The organism is Rhodoblastus acidophilus, from assembly GCF_025961575.1.
Taxonomy (GTDB): Bacteria; Pseudomonadota; Alphaproteobacteria; order Rhizobiales; family Beijerinckiaceae; genus Rhodoblastus; species Rhodoblastus acidophilus_C.
On the sequence record NZ_JAOQNX010000015.1, the window covers coordinates 86,409 to 107,422 of the forward strand.

12 protein-coding genes are annotated in these 21,014 nt (G+C 62.5%); 7 read left to right on the forward strand and 5 right to left on the reverse strand.

Translation table 11 applies throughout. The annotated features are described in order from the left end of the window. Positions 1-4 precede the first annotated feature (4 nt). The 4 genes from M2320_RS12280 (at position 5) to M2320_RS12295 (ending at position 5,175) form a co-directional block, all read left to right on the forward strand. Positions 5-889, forward strand: coding sequence for an NAD(P)-dependent oxidoreductase (locus M2320_RS12280; protein ID WP_264597522.1), 885 nt, complete (start codon positions 5-7; stop codon positions 887-889). Beyond that, a complete protein-coding gene (locus M2320_RS12285) occupies positions 886-1,602 on the forward strand; it encodes an ABC transporter ATP-binding protein (protein WP_264597523.1) in 717 nt (238 codons plus the stop codon). The genes M2320_RS12280 and M2320_RS12285 overlap by 4 nt, the downstream gene beginning before the upstream one ends. After that, positions 1,599-4,070, forward strand: a complete 2,472-nt coding sequence (locus tag M2320_RS12290) for an ABC transporter permease (protein WP_264597524.1) — start codon at positions 1,599-1,601, stop codon at positions 4,068-4,070. The genes M2320_RS12285 and M2320_RS12290 overlap by 4 nt, the downstream gene beginning before the upstream one ends. 70 nt (positions 4,071-4,140) lie before the next feature. Next, positions 4,141-5,175 (forward strand): lipocalin-like domain-containing protein, encoded by a 1,035-nt coding sequence (locus tag M2320_RS12295; protein WP_264597525.1) that lies wholly within the window; start codon positions 4,141-4,143, stop codon positions 5,173-5,175. Positions 5,176-5,185: 10 nt separating this feature from the next. Here M2320_RS12295 and M2320_RS12300 read toward each other — a convergent pair whose 3' ends face one another. Beyond that, complete coding sequence (locus M2320_RS12300) at positions 5,186-6,541, reverse strand: polysaccharide pyruvyl transferase family protein (protein ID WP_264597526.1); 1,356 nt, start codon at positions 6,539-6,541, stop codon at positions 5,186-5,188. A gap of 9 nt (positions 6,542-6,550) precedes the next feature. After that, positions 6,551-8,722 carry a glycosyltransferase gene (locus M2320_RS12305; RefSeq protein ID WP_264597527.1) on the reverse strand — a complete coding sequence of 724 codons (2,172 nt, stop codon included), beginning with the start codon at positions 8,720-8,722 and terminating at the stop codon, positions 6,551-6,553. Positions 8,723-9,302: 580 nt separating this feature from the next. On the opposite strand from M2320_RS12305, the gene M2320_RS12310 reads away from it, so the two are divergent. The 3 genes from M2320_RS12310 to M2320_RS12320 are packed head-to-tail and all read left to right on the forward strand — an operon-like array spanning position 9,303 to position 12,545. Next, positions 9,303-10,253, forward strand: coding sequence for a glycosyltransferase family 2 protein (locus M2320_RS12310; protein ID WP_264597528.1), 951 nt, complete (start codon positions 9,303-9,305; stop codon positions 10,251-10,253). Between the two features lie 5 nt (positions 10,254-10,258). Next, complete coding sequence (locus M2320_RS12315) at positions 10,259-11,242, forward strand: lysylphosphatidylglycerol synthase transmembrane domain-containing protein (protein ID WP_264597529.1); 984 nt, start codon at positions 10,259-10,261, stop codon at positions 11,240-11,242. Next, positions 11,232-12,545 carry an NAD(P)/FAD-dependent oxidoreductase gene (locus M2320_RS12320; protein WP_264597530.1) on the forward strand — a complete coding sequence of 438 codons (1,314 nt, stop codon included), beginning with the start codon at positions 11,232-11,234 and terminating at the stop codon, positions 12,543-12,545. Before M2320_RS12315 ends, M2320_RS12320 begins: the two co-directional genes overlap by 11 nt. A 6-nt stretch (positions 12,546-12,551) precedes the next feature. On the opposite strand, the gene M2320_RS12325 is transcribed toward M2320_RS12320, so the two are convergent. From M2320_RS12325 to M2320_RS12335, 3 genes are all read right to left on the reverse strand, one after another. Next, positions 12,552-13,178: a hypothetical protein gene (locus M2320_RS12325; RefSeq protein ID WP_264597531.1), complete on the reverse strand. Its 627-nt coding sequence runs from the start codon at positions 13,176-13,178 to the stop codon at positions 12,552-12,554. Positions 13,179-14,358: 1,180 nt separating this feature from the next. After that, a complete protein-coding gene (locus M2320_RS12330) occupies positions 14,359-14,763 on the reverse strand; it encodes a hypothetical protein (RefSeq protein WP_264597532.1) in 405 nt (134 codons plus the stop codon). A gap of 426 nt (positions 14,764-15,189) precedes the next feature. Then, positions 15,190-20,904, reverse strand: a complete 5,715-nt coding sequence (locus tag M2320_RS12335) for a phage tail tape measure protein (RefSeq protein ID WP_264597533.1) — start codon at positions 20,902-20,904, stop codon at positions 15,190-15,192. Positions 20,905-21,014: the final 110 nt, after the last annotated feature.

The following is a 21,014-nucleotide window of genomic DNA, read 5'->3' on the forward strand; positions in this document are numbered from 1 at the left end:
TCGAATGAAAATCGGTTTTATCGGGCTGGGCAATATGGGCGGCGCCATCGCCGGCCATCTGGTCGCCGCCGGACACGAGGTCACAGTCTGGAACCGCAGCGCGGACAAGGCCGCCCCGCTGGTCGAGCGCGGCGCGCGACAAGCCGCGACGCCAGCTGAAGCCGCCGAGGGCGACATCGTCTTCACCATGCTGGCCAATGACCAGGCCGTGGAGCGCGTGGTCTTCGCCGAGGACGGAATTGTTCGCGCCAAAACCCATGTGTCCAAAATCCATGTTTCCATGAGCACGATCAGCGTGGCGCTGGCCGAGCGCCTCACGGAAGCCCACGCCGCCTCGGGCGGAACTTTTGTCGCCGCGCCGGTGTTCGGCCGCCCCTTCGCCGCCCAGGCCGGCAAGCTTGCCGTGGTCGCGGCGGGCCCGAACGAGGCGCTGGACGCCTGCGAGCCCCTGTTCAAAACCTTCGCCCAGCACATTTTTCGCGTCGGCGACGCGCCGCGTCTCGCCAATGTGATCAAATTGTGCGGAAACTTCATGATCATGTCGGCGATCGAATCCCTGGCCGAGGCCATGACGCTCGCCGACAGGAGCGGCGTCGACAAGGCGGCGCTGCTGAATGTGCTGACCAGCACTTTGTTCGCCGCGCCGATCTTCAAAACCTATGGCGAGATCATCCTTCACGAAGAGTTCGAGCCCGCCGGCTTCGCCGCGCCGCTCGGCCTCAAGGACATGAATCTCGTCGACGCCGCCGCCCAGTCGGCAAGGGTCCCGATGCCCTTCCTCGGCGTGGTGCGCGAGCATCTGCTGGCCACCCTCGCCCGCCATGGCGACGCCGTGGACTGGTCGGCCATCGCCAAGATCGTTTCGGACAACAGCGGGGCCGGCCGTTGACCGTCGCCGCGCCGGCCCTTCAGGCGCCCGAGGCCGCGTCCGCCGCCCAAAAACTGCTGCGCGTCAGTCGCCTGACAAAGACCTATGAGACCCCTCAGGGCCGCATTCCCGTGCTCCGGGGCGTCGATCTCGCCCTGGCGCGCGGCGAGAGCATGGCGCTGATGGGCGAATCCGGCAGCGGCAAGAGCACGCTGCTGCATCTCGTCGGCGGCCTCGACGCCGCCGACTCCGGCGAGATTGTGATCGACGGCGTCGAGGTCACAAAACTGTCGGACGGCGGTCGGGCGGAGCTGCGCCGCGAAACCCTCGCCGTGGTGTTCCAGCAGTTCAACCTGATCCCGAGCCTCACCATTCGCGCCAATGTCGCCTTCCAGGCGCGGCTCGCCGGACGTTTCGACGCCGCCTGGACCGACGAGCTGATCCGCCGTCTCGGGCTCGAAAAACTGCTGGAGCGCTATCCCGAGCAGCTCTCCGGCGGCCAGCAGCAACGGGCGGCGATCGGCCGGGCGCTGGCGGTGCGGCCGCGCCTGCTGCTCGCCGACGAGCCCACCGGCAATCTCGACGAGGCCACGGCGGATGAATTCATGGCGCTGGCCCTCGACGTGGTCGCGGCGACCGGCTGCGGCTTTCTGATGGTGACCCACAGCGAAAGGCTGGCGGCAAAACTCCAGCAAAGGGTGCGGCTCAGTTCGGGAGTGATCGACGCGCCGTGAAGCTTATTCTCTGGACCCTCGCCGCCCTGCTCAGCCACTGGCGCCACCGCCCCGGCAATTTCCTGGCCTTGTTTGTCGGGCTGGCCATCGCCACGGCCTTGTGGACGGGGGTGCAGGCCCTCAACGCCCAGGCGCGCAAGTCCTACGACCGCGCGGCCTCCGTCTTCACGGGCGGCGGCGCCCAAACGCTTGCGCCCGCGAGCGGCGGCGCGATCCCGCAGGAGCTTTTCGTCAAGCTGCGGCTCGCCGGCTGGAAGGTCTCGCCGGTTCTCGAAGCCACCATTCTCATCCGCGGCGTTCCCTATCAGCTCCTGGGCGTCGAGCCGCTCACGCTGCCGCGCGGCGTCGCGGTCGGAGCGCCGGCGGCGGCGAGCGGGCTTGGCGCCTTTCTGACGCCGCCCGGACAAACCCTCGCTTCGCCAGAGGTATTGCGCGATCTCGGCGCGGCCGAAGGCGAAAGAATCGCGCTGGACAATAGCGGCAAAATCCTGCCGCCGATCCAGGCGAATCCGGACGCCCCCGCCGGCATGCTGACGGTCGACATTGGCGTGGCGCAAGACCTGCTCGGCCGCAACGGCCAGATTTCGCGGCTGATCCTGGAAAAACCGCCTGGTCCCGAGGCGCCCTCGCTCGACTCCCTCGCCGGCGCCGCCCTGCGCCTCGCGCCGCCGGGCGAGGAGGAGGCCGACCTCAAGCGCCTCACCGAAAGCTTTCATCTCAACCTCACCGCCTTCGGCTTGCTGGCTTTTCTCGTCGGACTGTTCATCGTCCACGCCGCCTTCGGCCTCGCCTTCGAACAGCGTCTCGGCATGATCCGAACCCTGCGCGCGGTCGGCGTGTCCACGCGCGCGCTGGCCGCGGCGCTGCTCGGCGAGGTGGTGCTGCTCGCCCTGATCGCGGGAAGCGTCGGCGTTTTCGGCGGCTTCCGCCTCGCCGCCGCCCTGCTGCCCAATGTGGCGGCCAGCCTCGACGCGCTCTACGGCGCGCGGGTGGCGGGCGGCCTGACCCTCGACCCGACCTGGATCGCGTCAGGGCTCGGCATCGCGCTGGTCGGCGCGCTGGTCGCGGCGGCGGGCGGCCTGACCAAGGCGCTGCGCCTGCCCGTGCTCGCCAGCGCGCAGCCCTTCGCCTGGCGCGACGCCCAGCAGCGTTTCCTCTGGCGACGCGCCCTGCTCGCGCTCGCCGCCTTCGCGGCCGCCCTCGCCGCCTATGCCTGGGGCCAAAACCTCTATTCGGGTTTTGCCGCGCTCGCCGGCCTGCTGCTCGGCGGCGCGCTGCTGCTGCCGGTCCTGCTCACCGGCGCGCTGCGCCTGGGCGAAGCCAGCGCCGGCGGTCCGCTGCAAAACTGGTTCTGGGCCGACAGCCGCCAACAACTTCCCGCCCTGTCGCTCGCCCTGACCGCCCTGCTGCTCGCCTTCGCCACCAATGTCGGCGTCGGCGGCATGGTCGAGGGTTTTAGACACACTTTTGTCGGCTGGCTCGACGGGCGGCTGGCGGCGGAAGTTTATCTGGAGGCGACGGGGACCGACGAAGCGAAGCGCATCGAAAGCTGGCTGTCGACGCGCCCCGATGTGCAAGCGGTGCTGCCGGGGGCGAGCGCCATGGTGCGGCTGTCGGGCTGGCCGACCGGGGTGATCGGCATGGCCGATCACCAAACCTATCGCGATCGCTTCCCGATGCTGGAGCAGACGCCGGACGCTTGGGACGAAATGAAGCGCGGCAATGGCGTTCTGGTCAGCGAACAGCTCGCGCGCCGGCTCAATTTCTCGCTCGGCGCGACGCTCGAGATTCCGACCCCGCGCGGAAACTGGCGCACAAAAATCGTCGGCGTCTTCCCCGATTATGGCAATCCCAAGGGCCAGCTGCGCGTCGACATTGACGCGCTGACAAATCATTGGCCGGACGCGCCGCGAACGAGTTTTGGCCTGCGGGTCGCGCCGCAGGAGGCGCCGCGCGTGATCGCGGCCCTGCAAAGCCAATTCGGCGCAAAAATCGCCCGCATCACCGACCAGGCCAATATTCGCAAGATTTCGACGCGCATTTTCGAGCACACCTTTGCGGTGACCGCCGCGCTCAACACGCTGACCCTGGTGGTTTCGGCGATCGCCCTGCTGGCGAGCCTGACGACGCTCGGCGACATGCGCCTCACCCAGGTCGCGCCGGTCTGGGCCAGCGGCGTGTCGCGCCGTCATCTCGCCCAACTCGAATTCTTGCGCATCCTCATGCTCACCGCGGCCACGGCCATTGTCGCGCTGCCGCTCGGCCTCGCGCTGGCCTGGTGCCTGGTGGCCGTGGTCAATGTGCAGGCTTTTGGCTGGCGGCTGCCTTATCAAATGTTTCCGTGGCAATGGGCGGAGATTTTGGCGCTGGCCCTGCTCACCGCCGCGCTCGCCGCGCTGCCGCCACTGCTGCGATTCGTGCGCACCACCCCCGCGCAACTCGCAAGGATCTTCGCCAATGAGCGCTAGCCGCCGCCACGAAACGATCGGACGCGCATCCTTCTCCCCTTGCGGGAGAAGGTGGCCCCGCAGGGGCCGGATGAGGGGTTCGTTCCTCGTCAGCTGTCTGATCGCGCTGCTTCTTGCCATGCCCGCGCTCGCTCAAGGTTTTGCCGGCCTCGGCAACGACACGACCGGCTTCGAAAAGCCGGTTCCCGGCAAGGGGCTGGTCTTCCCGCAGGACCTTGGCGCCCATCCCAAATTTCGCACGGAATGGTGGTATGTCACCGCCAATCTCACCGACGAGTCCGGCGCGGCCTATGGCGTGCAATGGACCCTGTTCCGGCAGGCGGGCGCGCCGGACGACGCGCGGCCGGGCTGGGCGAACGCAAATGTCTGGATGGGCCATGCGGCTGTGACCAGTGCGACCGACCACCTGTTCGCGGAAACCCTCGCCCGGGGCGGGATCGGGCAGGCCGGGGTCACAGCCGACCCGTTCCGCGCCTGGATCGACGATTGGGTTTTTGACGGCGCCAAACTTGTCGCCAGCGGTCCGGGCTTCCGCTACGCGTTCAATCTCAAGGCCGACGGCCCGCTCGTGCCCCAGGGCGACAACGGGTTCAGCCAAAAATCCGACGACGGCCGCGCCTCCTATTATTTCAGCCAGCCGTTTTACCGGATCGACGGCGTCCTGACGCTGCGTGGAAAAGAGATCAAGGTGAGTGGCCTCGCCTGGATGGACCGGGAATGGAGCACCCAATATCTGGCGGCGAGCCAGAAGGGCTGGGACTGGTTCTCGCTGCATTTTTCCAGCGGCGAAAAGCTGATGCTGTTTCGCATGCGCGACGCCAGCGCCCCCGATTTTCGCGCGGGAACCTGGATCGCCGCCGATGGCGCGCCACAAAAACTCGGTCGCGACGACATCACGCTGACGCCGTTGGCCGAAACAAAAGTCGCCGGCCGCACCCTGCCCACGCGTTGGCGGCTCCAGGTGAAAAGCCGCGGCCTCGATGTCGAGACGATTCCGGTGAACGCGGCGAGCTTCATGGCGACCAGCATCCCCTATTGGGAAGGCCCGATCACCGTCCAGGGCTCACACACAGGAAAAGGCTATCTGGAGATGACCGGCTACTGAGCCGCGCGCCTCATTTCGGTTTCCATAGGGCCGCGAGCATCTTCCGACGCTTGTTTTTCCGCCTCTTGCCGAAGGGAAAGAGGACATAGCTGATCATGCGGAACGAGCGGCTCAGGGATTGCAGGAAGCCGGAAGAATTCACGACCGGAGGCCGGTGCAGTTCGTCATGGAGGCGCTGGACTTCGGCAACAAGCTGCGCTTCCCGAGGCACGAACCAGGTCTCCTTTTCGCGCCACAGCGCATCCGAGACTTCCTTGACGCGACCAAGTTCGGCCGTCGTGGCGGCGAGTTCGCGCGCGTAGAACAGGGATTGTCGCTGATGGGTGGCCACCTGCCTGCGCAGGTTCTCCACCTGCGCGCGCAGATCCGCCGCCCTTTGCGCCGCCGCCAAGGCGTTCGCCTCCAGGCGTTGAACCTCCTCGACGCGCTGTTGAATCTCCTCCTGCGAACGCCGCGCCGCCTGGTCGCGAAGCATGATCACCTCCTCCAGATGCCGAGGCCGCCCCGCTTCGGCCGGCGGAGCGTCGGCCGCAACATCGTGGAACTCGACATTGGCGAAACGGCGCAGCGAATATTCGAACACGCCGGGAATCTTGTCGCCCCGAGAACCGGACAGGCGCGCCTGGCGCCCCAGCGCGGCCGCGAAAATTCCGAGATGGAGACGGTCGGTGGAGACCTTGGCATAGGTCGAGATCATGCCGCCGAGGAGGCGGCAGCGGTCCTCGACCTTGGCGGCGTCGCGCCAGATGTCTCCAGTCCACAGCAGGCTCAGGTCCAGGTTGCCGAACGGGATTTCGGCCTTCGCACGCTCTTCATCCGTGCGATAGGCCAACAATTCCCCCTCACGCTCATCTTTGCTGAGGCCCGAGTAAAAATCCGGCGAAACCGCAAAGGCGAGGTCATGACACAGGCTCGCGTGTTCAACGCCGGCCGCGCGGAGATTTTCCAACGTCTTGCGTTCACGCGCGAAAATCACGAGCTGGTCGGCATATTTGCTGAGCAATTCGCCAAAGCCGAACATCGTGCAAGGCAAGATGATCGCATGACCGCCGCGGTCCAGAAACGCGCGAAGCGCGCGCATGCGCTCATCCCGGACGCCCTCGATCATGGCGCCGCCGATCAACAGGGCCCAGCCTCGATCCGGTTCGTCGGCGAGACCCCGCTCTGAGGCGATGCGCGGCGACCAGTTCATATCATTAAGGAGCGCGAAAGCGCCGAGATGGATAAGCCCGTCTCCCGCGTTGCCGCTGCCGGGGACAAAGCAGGCCTCATTCCGCCGCGCCAGTTCGAGCGCGGCTTTGAGCTGCGCGTTCCCCAGAATCTCCTGATTCAGCTCCGCCAGGACCGCGGACACATTGCTGTTCATCGCGCGACTCTAACCGACGACCGGGGATTCACGGCCATCCGAGCCGTTCGTCTCGTCGGCCAGCATTCCGATGAAATCGGTCTTGATGTTAGGGTCAAGCTGAAAGAGCTCCGCCACCGATTCTCTGAAAAGGGTCTTGGTGTGGCGCGCGGCGATCACCGACAGCGCACCCTCCCGGAACGTCGCGATCCGGCCCGGGTCTTTGTAGCACTCCGCGATCGCTTCGGCATAGGCGCGCGCGGTGTCCCCGTCCGATGGCGCGGAATCGATCAACAGGCCGGCGCCGGGCGTGACGGCTTCATGAACGCCTCCGACATCTGCGGCGATCACCCCAAGTCCTGCGGCCATCGCCTCAAGAATGACGTTCGGCAAACCGTCAAACGCCGAGGTGTAAATGAACAGATCGTAGCGCTCCGGCCGCAATGCGGAAAAATTGTCGAAGGGACCGCAAAAGTTGAGATTGTCATGGCCCTCGAGACGGCCGGCGTCGAAACTCTTGAACACCGAGGTCCCCCAGACATCGATGACGATTTCGGGCGCGAGGCGCTCCAGTTCCGACGCGATCAGCGGAAGCAATTCGGGACGCTTCTGCGCATCAAGTCTGGACGCCCACAACACGCGACGCTGGACACCCCTCGCGACAGCGGGGCGGATCTCATCTTCGACGTAATTGTAAAGTCTCTTATATTTTTCGGCCAAGTGAGGAAGTAGCCGGAGGTCGCCGCGCTTCACCGTGTCGTTGTCCGTTACGATCTTGTGGAAATATTGGCCGCACTCCGACAGAAAATCGACTTCATAACCCGACCTCACCCACGAACCGTAGAACAGCCCATAGCCGTCGCAAAACCGATAAAAGATGATCTCGTGCTCATCGAGCACGGACGCGAACCGCCGCAGGAAGTCGAGCGCGAACGGGCAGCTCTTGACATGAATGCGCGCTCCCGGGCCGCAGGACTGGATCGTCCTCAGCGTCAAATTCTGTCGCTGCCGGGCGTCGAGATGGGCGCCGATCGCAAAAAGGTCGAGGAAGACCACGCTCGGCGGCAGACGATCGAGCCAGGCGTGAGCGGTGAAGGGTTCGCCGGAAATGATCAGAAGTCGCGCATGATCATTTTGTTCGAGCAAAGCCGTCACGACATGCAACACGTATTTTTCGCCGCCGCCCGAACTCAGAAAGGGCACGAGAAGGATTTCGTCGAATGTGTCGCCGCCCACCAACTGACAGATGGACTCGTAGACGACGCCGGCCTGACGACCGCAACTGAGGTTGGAAAAAGAATAGAGGTTTGGAATCTCGAGGGGATCGATGGCGGGCTCCAGCTCCGCCGCGGCTTTGGTCAATTCGCGGCAAACGGGGTTCTCCAGAAAGCGCCCGCGGATGACGTCGGCCTCGATCAGATGCGACGCCGGCGCCTCCTTGGCGGCCGCGCGCCAGCGCGCGCAACGGCGCAGGAAGGTCGGAGGATCGAACAGCGGCGCGTAAGCAGGCGCGCCGTTGGAAAGGTCGTCGGCGAGCCGCGGCAGACTTCCCTGCCGCTTTCGGTGGAACACGATCGTGTCGGGAACAACGCGCAGATCGAAGCCAGCGCCGACCGCCTGAAGGTTGAAGCGCCAGTCGTCACAGTCGAGGCCGGAGAACAGGCGATGATCGAGGAAAGCCAGACCGGACAGCTGTGATCGGCGCGCGAACAAGCGGGAAACGAAGGGATTTGAGCCGACCAGCGCATGCGGCGTGGTCACATCCAAGCTGTACATCTCGTAGAGGTGCGGTTCGGCGCCGAAAGCGAGATAGTATTGCGGAAAGAAAAGCGCGCGGTCGCCTTGCGCGCCGGCGGCGTGACAATTCTCGACGACAATGTTGAGTGAAACGAGATCGCCCGCATCCGCGGTCATGATGAACTCGCCCTGGGAGGCCGCGATTCCATCGTTGCGCGAAAGCCCGAGCGAGCCGTTGTCGACCTCGATGATCTTGTGCGCGACATAGGGCGAATAGTCGCGGCGGCGAAAAATGTCCCGCGTCGCCTCGTCGGGGCGATCCTGGACGACCACCAGTTCGCAGCTCATCCCATAGCCCTGGGCGTAACGAACGGCCTCGTCGAGCGACTCGAGCGTTCGCGGCAGGAAGGACGCCTCGCAATGCGCATTCAGAATGATGGAGACGTCAATCGGGTTGGGGGACAAGAAAGTCTCGACCTGCGATGCCTCGAAAGTGCCGGATCGGTCGGAATGCATCTAACGCAAAACCTTTGAGAGCGGAGAAAGCCGCCTCTTATAGACATGATCCCTCCACCTGTCGAGGTTAACGCCAATGGAGTGGAATGCGATCACCAAGAAGATCAACAGTTTGCAAGATAGCGACCCCGCAAGGTAGACTTCGCAGCCCATGCGCCGCAAAACAGTGCGACGCCCGACCGCTCTCGACCATGAGAATGCTTGACGCATGGTCGACCTTGCCGGTTTTACAAGGCGATGGTTCGTCACGATCGGCCCCTCATCGATCGATCATTTGACCGGACGCGAAATTCATCGCCATGCAGAGACATGAGTCGCCCCCGTCAACCAACGCGACTGTTGTAAAATCAGATTTTCCGCCCCCAACGACGGCGCTGCTCGGGGTCATTGCGACGCCTTGACGGCCGCCGTCCCGCTCTTGAAATCCCCCCGGCTCATCTGTAGGATTCCAGCCTCCAACGGCCGGTCGCGAACAGGATATTCACCGAGCGCCCCAGTGGAATCCCAGCCAGCGCCGCCGGAGAACGAAATGGCGATTGGACAAGATCGTATTTCCATTGTTGTTCCCTGCTACAATGAAGAAGACGTCATCGCCGAAACCATGAAACGGCTTTGCGCCTTCGCCAGGCAGGCGGAGGCCGACGTCGAAATCATTTTCATCGACGACGGCAGCAGCGACAGCACCCGCGAGCTGATCAAAGCCTTCGATTCCCAAGGCGTCCCGATCCGTCTGGTCGGCTTTTCCCGCAATTTCGGCCATCAGGTCGCGGTGACCGCCGGCATCAATCTGGCCCAAGGCGACGCCATCGTGCTGATCGACGCGGATTTGCAGGACCCGCCGGAGGTCATCCACGACATGATCAAGAAATGGCGCGAGGGTTTTGACGTCGTTTATGGCGTACGGACCGAACGCGCCGGCGAATCCGGCTTCAAGCGCGCCACGGCGCGCGGATTCTACCGGGTGCTGAACCGTCTGTCCGATGTGCCGATCCCGTTCGACACCGGCGATTTCCGCCTGATGAGCAAAGCCGTGGCCGACGTCCTGCGCGCCATGCCCGAAAAGGACCGTTTTCTGCGCGGGATGGTCAGCTGGGCGGGCTTCCGCCAGACGCCGCTCTTTTACAAGAGAGCGCCGCGCTATGCCGGCGTCAGCAAATATCCGCTCGCCAAAATGATTCGCTTCGCCGTCGACGGCATCCTGTCCTTCTCGATCAAACCGTTGCAGCTCTCGGTGACGCTCGGCATGGTCAGCGCGGGCGTGGCGCTGTGCGGGATCATCTACGCGCTGGTGCTGCGCATTTTCACCGACATCTGGGTCGAGGGCTGGACGGCCTTGATGATCGCGGTCCTGTTCATGGGCGGCGTTCAGCTCATCTCGATCGGCATTCTGGGCGAATATGTCGGGCGCATCTACAGCCAGTCGAAGGGACGGCCGCTTTACGTGGTCGATGAATATTTCGGCTTCCCCCCGCCGCTGTGACGGACATGAAGAAAAAACTGCTCCAGGGTGCTGTTGGGCTGGTCCTGACGATCTTTTTCGTCTGGCTGATCCTGCGGCGGCTGGACCTCCACGCGGTCGCGACGGCGATCGGCGCGGCGCGGCCGGGTCTCCTGCTGGCTGCGCTCGCCACATTCCTCGCCGGCTATGGCTGCCGGGTGGCGCGCTGGCGCATCATGCTGGCGGCGCATAATGGCGCATTGCGCTGGCGCGACTGCGCCGGTCCGCTGTTCGCCAGCGTCGCCGCGAACAATGTTCTGCCTTTTCGCATGGGCGACATCATCCGCTCCTTCGGCTTCTGCAAGCAGCTCGGCGTGTCCCAGGGCGTCTCGATCACGACCCTGTTCGTCGAACGCCTCCTGGACCTGTTGATGGTATTGCTGTTCCTCGCCGGCGCCCTGGCTTTCTTCCCCGGAGGCGATCTGGTGAAATGGAGCGGCCTCGCGCCGATCCTGGCCGTCGCCGCGCTGTCGCTGCTGCTGATCCATCCCACCCTGTTCGACTATTTCGCAACCCTCGCCGCCCGCCTGGTGCGGCGCCTGGCGCCGCGTTTCGGCGCGCTTTTGACGCGCGAGGTCCATCGCAGCGTCGAAACCATCACCCATGTCAGTTCCGCGCGCACCATGGCTGTCTTGATCGTCTGGTCCTTTCTCGCCTGGGCTTGCGAAGGCCTGGTGTTCTGGCTGTGCGCCTGCGCGCTTCCGGCGCTCGACGCGACCTCAGGGGCCTGGCTGGCGCTTCCCGTCGGCACGCTGGCGACGATCATTCCGAGCGCGCCCGGCTTCATCGGAACCTTCGACTTCTTCGTGGCCCAGGCCATGACCCAATCTGGAAACACCCCGGCCGCCGCGGCGGCTTTCGCCGTGCTCGTCCATCTGATGCTGTGGATTCCGCCGACCGTTCTGGGCGGCGCCTATCTGCTTTCGCATCCGGTGCGCGGCCTGATGAGGTTTGGGCCAAATGAGCAATGATGCAAAAAGCGTTTTGATCGTCGGGGCCGGATTTACCGGCCTCGCCGCGGCCTATGAACTGGCGCGCGCCGGCGTAAAGGTCACGATCGTCGAATGGGCGCGCGACATCGGCGGGCTCGCCTCGGCCTTCGACGTGGGCGGGACCAAGCTCGACCGGTTCTACCACCACTGGTTCACCAATGACGCCCATGTGATGGCGCTGATCGACGAACTGGGCCTGACCGATCAGGTGCGCATCAATCCGACCAACACCGGCGTCTATTACGCCAACAGTTTCTTCAAACTGTCGACGCCGCTCGACCTGCTGCGCTTTTCGCCGCTCGGCCTGTTCGACCGCATTCGCCTCGGCCTGCTCGCCCTGCGCGCGCGACGCGTGAAGGCCTGGATGGCGCTCGAGGACAAGACCGCCGCCGACTGGCTGCGCGAGCTCGGCGGCGAGCGGGTCTTCAAAATCGTCTGGCAACCGCTGCTGAAGGGCAAGTTCGGCCCCCATGCCGAAGAGGTCTCGGCGGTCTGGTTCTGGAACAAGATCAAGCTGCGCGGCGGCAGCCGCGGCAAAGCCGGAGAAGAGCGCCTCGCCTATTACAAGGGCGGTTTTGTCGCTCTGGCCGAGGCGATCGCGGCAAAGATTGTCGCCCTGGGCGGAACCATCCAATGCGGCGCCAAGATCGATTCGCTCGCGCCGGTCGAGGGAAAATGGCGGGCCACCTCCGGCGAACGCGTGTTCGAGGCCGATCGCGTCCTCGTCACCACCGCCCTGCCCGTCTATGCCGACCTGATCGCCGGCTGGGCCGCGCCGGACTATCTCGACTCGCTGCGGCGCATTTCCTACCTGGGCAATGTCTGCCTGGTGCTCGAACTCGACCGCAGCCTGTCCTCGACCTATTGGCTGAACGTCAACGACGCCTCCTTCCCCTTTGTCGGCGTGATCGAACACACCAATTTTGAGGGGCCGGAAAACTATGGCGGCCGCCACATCGTCTATTTATCCAAATATCTGCCGGAAACCGACCGTCTGTTCCTGATGAGCGACGACGAGATTTTCGACTACGCCCTGCCCTATCTCCAGGCCATGTTCCCGAAGCTGGAAAAGTCCTGGGTGCTGGCGCGCCATGTCTGGCGGGCGCGCTGGTCGCAGCCCGTGGTCGGCAAGCATTATAGCCGGCTCATCCCGGCGCAGGACGGTCCGCTGCCCGGGCTGCATCTGTGCACGATGGCGCAGATCTATCCCGAGGACCGCGGCACCAATTATGCGATTCGCGAGGGACGGGCGATCGGACGACGGCTGGCGGCGGAGATGTGACGCGGCTCAACCGCCGCGCGACGAAGCCAGGTCCGGCGCGACGAATCGCGTGTTCAGATGAAACAGGTTGGCGATCCAGGTCGAGACCTGGATGAAGCGCTGTCCCGCCGGCGTAATCTTAAAACCGTCGCCGCTCGCGGCAATGTTGCCGGTGACCACCTGCTCGTCGATGCGCCGCTGCATCGCGCCATATTTGCGCACATAGACGTCGTCGAACACGGTTTCGAGGCGCTGCGCCGTAAACGTCTCGTCCGAATGCGCGTTCATCACGCCGAGCAGGAACACGCTGACCGAACGGTCGAGGGTCACGGGGACGACGACGAGGAAGGACAGGTTCACGGCCACCGCGAGCGCGATCGCCGCGATCTGGTGGTGGATCGTGATCGCCGGCCGGGCGCGGCGCCGATTGAGGCCCCAGCGCAGCAGCAGGGTGACGCCGAACTGCACGACGGCGGCGAGGACCAGCAGCTTGAGTCCGCGATAGAACAGCACCTCGTCCGCCGAAAGCAGGTTTGTGGCGAAGGCGGCGACGAAGAGGGCCAGGCCGACCGGAAAGGCAAGGATGTAAAAGACCAGGGAGGCGACGAAGCCGCTGTCGCCCGCGCGCTGTTTTTTGGGTTTTTCCGACACCATCAATCCAACTCTCGTCTTGCGGGAGGCCCCGAGACGCTCTGGACGATTATGGGCCGAAAAGTGGTGCCCAGGGGCGGAATCGAACCACCGACACTGCGATTTTCAGTCTGGGCGTTTTCCCATACAGAACAAGCCAGTAGCGCTATTTTCGCCGCCTACGCATACACGTTAAATCAACAGGTTAAGAGCCTTTTGTCTACAATTATTTTCTTGCCCGCTTGAGTCCGGCAGTGGACTGGTCCCCGGCTGGGGTCCCACCTCTCCCATTTTCGGCGAGGCTTTTGGGCGTCAAGCTTCCGCAAAAGCACATGCAGCGCTTTATAATATACACCAATAATTCAGGTCTGAACAAACTAATAAACGCACCAGATCAGAGAGGGTTCATTAGTGAATAGAAAGCAATACCTCCAGCCATGCAATACAATTGCAAAGACGACTTTACACATTTGTTAACCATTTTTTAACATAGATACGTTACGTCTATGTAAGATCGGTATTTGGGCTACGCGGAGGTGCAGCACTGAGCGCCAGCGTGGATCTTTAAAAAAATTTGATTCAAAAATGAGAATTTGAAATGATACAAAAGTTTGGCAAGAAACACATAGAGGACAACATATTAAAATGTTGCTTGATAGCAACTTTATTGATGATCCCGTTAACCATCTACATTGCTGGACTAGAAGCCGACTCCACTCCGCCTTCGGCAGCCAAATCGTGCTTAAGCACGAAGCCCATTGGCATAGAAATCGATGCAAAATGCAAGCAACCCGACAAAAAATAGAATTACTATGTTAACAATATATTAACAAATTCGGAATACGGTGATAATTATCGCGCCCTTGTGAGTTCTGGTTTATATTATTCATCTGGGTGCGACAGTAGGCTTGCGCAAAGCTCTGGAATACTGGTTTTTTAGAACTGCTCCAATTGCAGCCCACTCCATTTTTAAAGAAATGGAGTGGTTTTTAAGTTCCTCCTCCATGCGGCGGTGCTGGCACACGCTAAATGCCGTCCAAATTAACCTGCTGAATCAACAGGACGGGCTGGCTCGGCTTCATCGCTGAAGCCGGCATGGGCGCGGTTCACCTCGCAAGGGGCCCTTATCGCGCCTGTAGGGATCGACCCTCGCCGAGAAAATTCCTCCCAAAATCTTCCTCCCACCGCATGCCGATGGATAGGGTCAATAATTTGGGTTTAATCCCACTTGCGAAACAGATATGATGTTTACTCCATCAACGACTGTCATCAAGTAAGCACCATTAGCGCCATGGTATTTTCTTACTGAATAGTCTCCTGACCTGCTTATTTCTTCAAATGAGCATATCGTCTCGTCTATGAACTGTCGCGCGTGAGCGCTGTGAGCATCAATTTCCTTGTCGTGAACAGTTATGATGTATTCGTGAAGTTGATCGGCGGAAAGGCGTCTAGTTCGCGCCTCAAGACTGCTTAAGTGCTTAGCCTCATTCATCAATTCAACTGCAAATTTATACGTTTCATACGTAATCGGCTTGCACTTGTCGCCAACTCCAGCCATTGCGGCAGCAGGCAAGAAAATTGATAGGCTGACCAATTTAAAGTAATTCATCTCAACAATCCTGAGATTAATGCAAGGGGTGATTTTACTCACCCCTTGCACTATTCTAATTAGCCTCAAACGAGGCGGATACGAATTCGCCCGGCACTGACCTTCCATCGCGCAACAATTTGCGGAGACCAGACGTTGGTATCAACGATGGTTCCGTCCTCATTCACGCAGCTTACCCGGACTAAGGGCCAGCTTTCGCCGGTCCTTCCCCTGTGGCGGAAAACCGCACGGTGGTAAGCACCCAGAATTTCTTCATCACTCGGATAGTACATGATCGATCCTCATTGCTGAAAGACCGCCATGTGTCGTGCTGTGCTGAGTAACAAGGAACCGGCTGGCGAAGCCTCAGCTCCTGTGCCTATGTCCTTACGAACACACCTAAAAGCATATGCGGCGCTTGATTGATAAGCAAGCACCGCATAACCATCACACCGCCCCCAAATTAACCTGCTTAATCAACGCCTTGATCTGCCCGCCCTGCTGAATGTTGTTCGCGATGTGGTGGACAATGTCATTCGGGCCGGGCGGTGGCACCTGGTCGGGCGCGGCCACCCAGACGTTGACGGGTGTGGCCGGCTTCATCGTTGAGGCCGGCAGGGGCGCGGGGGCGCTCTGGCTTATGCGAGCGTTCCCCAGCGCGTTGAGTGCGTCCAGCTTGTCCCGCCCAACCGCATTAACGGCGGATTGGCGAAGCACGTACTCGCCCGGCATGAGCAACGTAGGGACGCTATCGCGGTTGGGGTTATAGAGACCCGTAGCGGCCCGGACCAAGCCGCCAGTGGCCATGCCGCTGAACAGGCCACCGATGCTGCCCAGCAAGCCTGCGCCATCCTTGCCGGAGCCGTCCACCATGCCGCCGAACAGGCTCTTGAGGATTTGCTGCGATAGCGCCTTGGCAACGATTTGCTCCATCGTTCCCAAGATCGAAACGCCAAACTGCTGAAAGGCCTTCCCGGCGTTCATGGTGCCCGAAGCCCAGTTGGTGAAAAACTGCGTGCTGGCCTGTTCCATGCCGCCGAGAACGCCACTCCAGCTTTGGGCTATCTGCTGAGTGGTCGTCTGCCACTTGCCGTCCTTGCCCAACATGCCTTGCTGTTCAAAGAAGGACCGCGAACCGTTGGCCACGCCGGCCAAGGGGTCATCGGGCCGTTTCTTCAGCTCCTCATACTGGGCAAGCTCTCGCTCCAATTCGGCAATACGGCGCTTGAGGCCAAGTTCGGTCTGCGCCAGATCGGTCAGGCGGCTTTGGTCAAGTGCGCCGTCCTTCTGAGCCGCTGCAATTTGGTCCTCCAGAAATTTCAGCGCCGCCCGCTTGCCGTTCAGTTCGTCTTCAAACCGGACGCGCTTTTGAACAGCTTCCGTCTCTTTCTCCAGCCGGAACAGTTCTTGAGGGTTGGCCTTGTCGGAGTCAGCCAAGGCCTTGTGCTGCGCCTGAAGTTCTTTCAACCTGCGTTTGTCGGCGGCAAGGGCGCTGGCTTCGATAGCTTCCGCCCCCTGCTGGAGTGATGACAGGAATTCGCTTGTGGACTTTGCCTTGGTGCTGGAGCGCCCAACTTCGCGCTCCTTGCCGCTCTCGGTGTCGTTGATCGGCTGAGCATCGAACAGCGCTAGTTCCTTGGTGGCGCGTTCGCGGCGGAGCCGGGCAATTTCTGACGCATCGCGGACGGCTTCAGCGGGCGAAGCGTATTCATCGCGAGCGCCGGCCAAGAGAGTCTTAATCCGCTGTTCGTCGCCCTGTCCGGCCAACGTGTCATCGGCCTTGCGGTCCTTGTAGCGGCGCATGGCTTCGACACGGTCGTTCTCGGCGCGACGGTCCTTCGCCTCTTGCTCATTCCGGCGCAGATCGGCGCGGCGCTGATCCTCAAGGGTTTGGTCCGTCCCCACCGCATAGCGGCGCGTCCCCGCCGTGGAGCCGAAATACTCGGCGATGTAGTCGAGGAACTGCTGAGCGGTCATGTCCGCCGTGCCGCCGTTGCCGGTGACAGCTTTGCGAGCGGCGGCTTGGTTGCCGCCATAGGCCGGCGTCAGCGCGTCCACCGCGTTGGCCTGACGGTTTTTCATCAGGGCCAGCGCGCCAGCGCTGCCTTGCTGCCAAAGGGTATAAGTCTCCTGGTCGCTCGGCGCGCGTCCGAAAGCCTTGGTGAACTGGGCTTGAGCATCGGCGAGGTAGCGGAAGGCGGCGCTCACTTGATCGGACACGCTGGTGACGTTGCCGCTTGCTCCATAGCGCTTCCACGTGTCGGGCATGAACTGAAACAGGCCCTTCTCTGACGAAGGGTCGAACCCGCTTTCTTTCTCGCCGAGGCGCAACAGGAATGGGATCATGTCGGACCGCCCCGCCGCTGTCGCCGCGTCGATAATTCCGCGCTGGACAGAGCCAACGGACGCCGCATCGGTGGGGACGAAAGCCTTGGGAAGCGTAAGGCGGTCGCGTTGGTATTTGCTGTTGATTTCCTCCTCAACAAGCCGAACGCGCTGGTCAATGAGTTCGTCCAGCTTGCGCCGTAGCTCGGCGATCTTGTCGGCGGTCGTTTGCGGGCTGCGAATTTCCTTCTCCAAGCCTGCAATCTGTTCGTCCACCTCGCGTTTGCGGGCCTGAAGGTTGCGCTCTTGAACGCCGAATATCCGTTCCGCCATCCGCTGGCGTTCGGCAAGCAAGGTTTCTGAATAGCGCTCTCGGTGCGCGTCGATTTCCCGTAAGGCGGACGCCAGTTTTTCCCGCTCGTCATCGGACAGATGCTCGGGATTGCTGGCCTTCAGCGTCACAAGCTGCTGCTCAATCTCCTTTTCCCGTTCGGTGAAGGCGGCAATTTGCGTTTCGACCATGCCGACATCGGCGGGGTCATTGGACAGCTTCAGGCGCGACAGGGCCGCGCTGATCTTGGCTTGCATTTCTCGCCGCTGTTGCTCCAGCCGAGGGGCCTCCAGCTTGGCGCGAAGCTTGTTCGCATCCGCCTCGGCGCTGTTCGCGAGCGCCGTCAAGTTTTTCAGGCTGTCCGTCATGTCGCCGAAGGCCTGCTTGATCGCGTCGGCAGAGGTTCCGCGCTCAGCAAGGCGCTTCATTTCGGCTTCCACCTGCCGCAAGGCGTCTCCGCTGGCGTCCTTCGCGCGGGCCTTGGCGGCTTCGATGGCGGCGACGCGAGCGGCGGGCGTCCCCGAGGTGTCGCCGCTGATGCGCTGAATTTCGGCCTCAAAGTCGCCCTTGGCGTTTTCCTTCAGCGCCAAAAGGCGCTGATAGGCCGGCGTGGCGCGAACGCCCTCCACCTGCGACGCGAGGCGGAGTCGGTCCATCGCCAATCGGTTGCTTTGGAGATTTGACGCCCATTCCTGGGCCTTCCTAACCTCGGCCTCCAGCGTTCCGAGCTTTTCAAGCAGCTTGTCCAGTTCCGCGCCCCGGGCGGGCGTGGCGTTGACGCGCTCATTGCGGAGCGCCTCAGCCTTGCGGAAGAGCAAGCCCAACGCCGGGCCGGTGGCGCTGCGAACGTCGCCTTCTGGCAGACGGCCCCAGTTTTGCGCCAGAGTGGCGACAGCGCCGAATTCCTCGCCGAGTTGCACAGTGATGGCCCGACGCACTTGGCCGGGGCCGCGAGCGCTGAGCGGACCGGAGGAACTCAGGAAGGCGTCAGCGAGCTTGTCGCGGCTGTCACGCTCGCCGGTCTTCGCGCCCTTGCGGAGTTCGTCCAGAAATTTGGCGGTTTCCGAGAGCCGGAGAATGATCGGCTTGGCTGCGTCTTGCGCCATTTCCGAGCGCAGCCGGCGGAGCGCGTCAACGAGTTCGTCAATACTGCCGGCATTGGCCTTCACGGTTAAGCCGAGATCGGCGAAGGCTTTTTGCGCCTCAATGATCGCGTTGCGGCGCAAGAGCGGGTCGGCGTTGAGCTTCTCCCGTTTCAAAATAAGCTCGTCAATCGATTTGTCGATTTGCTGCGAGGAAACAGCGCCTTGCTGTATGCGAGAATCAAGCTCCTGCATGGAGGTCTTCAGGCGGTCGATTTTATCCGCGCCGGAGGCGCTGCTGTTCGCGAGATAGGCGACGCCGAGACCGGCGGCGGTCAATGCGCCAACCATGACGCCGAGGGGACCGAACGCCAAGGTTGCGCCCTCGGCGGCAACGCCAACGGAGAGGAACCCTTGGGCGATGGTCGCAAGCGACTGCCCCACCTGGGCCGCCTTGATGGCCGTGAGGCCGGCGGCGACGCTGGACACGCCGATGCCTACAGCAGGAAGAGCCGGCCCCAGCTTCAAGGCAGAATCGGACAAGAAGCTGAGGCCGGAGGCCGCGCCTTTCATGGCTTCGACCAACGGGGCGGCGGCATGATCGGTAACCGCCAACATTGCGTTTCCGGCCTGCGTCAGGCGAGCGGTAAGGCTTTCATTTGCCACCCGCGCGCCGTCCGCCGCGCCGTTGTAAAGCAAAAGCTCTTCCTGAAGCCGCTTGATCGTTCCAGACTGCACTTGCAAGGCGGCATACGCTGACACACCGCGCGTTTCGAGCGAGCGCATGGCGGCGGCGGTGTCGAAGCCCTTGGCCTTCAAATTGTCCAGTACGCCGGTCAACGTGTTGGTCTTCACGTCGATATCGGCGAGCGTGATCCCGAGGCGCTCCATCTCCGCCCGGAAGCGGGGCGTGGGGCTTTCCAATTCGCGCAACAGCAAGCGGACGCCGGTTCCGATGGTTGAGCCGGAGCGAATGCCGGCTTGCGCCAACCCGCCGAACACCGACGTGAGTTCGGTTATGGAAACGCCAACTTGGGCGGCAATGTCGGCGGCATATTGTAGGCCGAATGAGAGTTGCTCAATATTCAGTCTCGTGTTCGAAAGCGCGCCGCTCATGATGTTGGCGAGGTCGGCGGTACGGGTGGCCTCTTGGTTGTACGCGCCGAGCGTGGCGGTAAGAACTTCAGTTGCTTGGTGAAGGCTGGCCCCGGAGGACACGGCGAGATTGACCACGGCGGGAAGCGCGGTTGCGACTTCGCGGGCGGAAAGGCCGGTCTGCCCCAGGGTGGTGGCTACGTCGGCGAGTTCCTTGACAGCGACGCGGCTTCCCGATGCGAGGCCGAACATTTGCTCCTTCAGTTGAGCCGTCGTCTCGTTGGAACTGCCGGTGATGGCCTGAAACCGCTTCAAGGCGTCGTCCAGTTCGGTAACCGCGTGAACCGTGGACGCAATGCCGTTCAAGGCGAAGCCAGCGCCGACAACGCCGACAAGCGACGATTGAAGGTCGGAACCGAACGAACTCTTTTTTGCGGTCCGCGCCGCCTCGAATTCCTCCAGCGACTTGTCGCCGATCTGAGACGCGAGCCGCGCCCGGCGTTCTTGGCTCAGCCGGTAAACCGGATCAGTCGCGAGGCGGTATTCTTCAAGCGCGGCGTGGCCTTGCGCGGCCATGCGCTGACGCTCAAGAGAGCGCACCGCGTCCTGTTCGGCTGCCATCTGCCTTTGAAGGGCGCTCATCCGCTGGCGCTCCAAACTTTTCGCCGCCGACTCCTCCGCCTTCATCTGCTTCTGAAGCGCAGCCATACGTTGCCGCTCTAGCGCGCGGGCGGACTCGGCGGCCAAAACGTCTTCATAGGTCTGTGCGCCGCCGATCTGCACGCGGCGCTTCCCCTCGGCGATGATAGCGGAGCGCCATTGCAGGTCCGCCGCCTCGGCGGAGCCATACCGGAGCTGAAGTTTCTCCATGTTGATCTGCGCTCGGCGGAACGCAGCGGTCATTGCCTCTTCCACCTTGGCCGTCATCCGGCGGGCCGCATTCTCCGCCGCCTGAGCGACACGCGCCGAGGCGTCAACGGCGGACGCTTCGACTCCTGCGGCGATTGCGGCGGCGTCCAAGTGAGACATGCGGGTTGAAGTGGGGGCAGCAGCCGAGGCGCGGGACTGCGCCCGTTCTTTCCTCATTTCCGCCACCCAAGACTTGAAAGACCCGTTGAATTCTCCAACGGCCTTCTGAGTGTTCGTGGCAACATCGCCCATCGCAGATGCAATGGCGCGGGTGGCTGCCTCTGTTCCGTTGGCGGTGGCCTTCAGCCTTTCGAGCCCCGCGATGGCGGCGTTGACGCGCTCTATGGTTGCGTCGAAGGCAGAGAAGACGCCTTCTTCATTGGCGATGATGTCGATAAAAATTTCGCCGTCCGCATTCATAACGCCGTCCCGAAAAAGCTGTGTTTCCAAGGGGGATATGGGCGGGCGTGACGTAGCAGTTAATGTCTATTTCTTCAACTCATTAGCCCTCGGCTACCTTGGTGCATAGA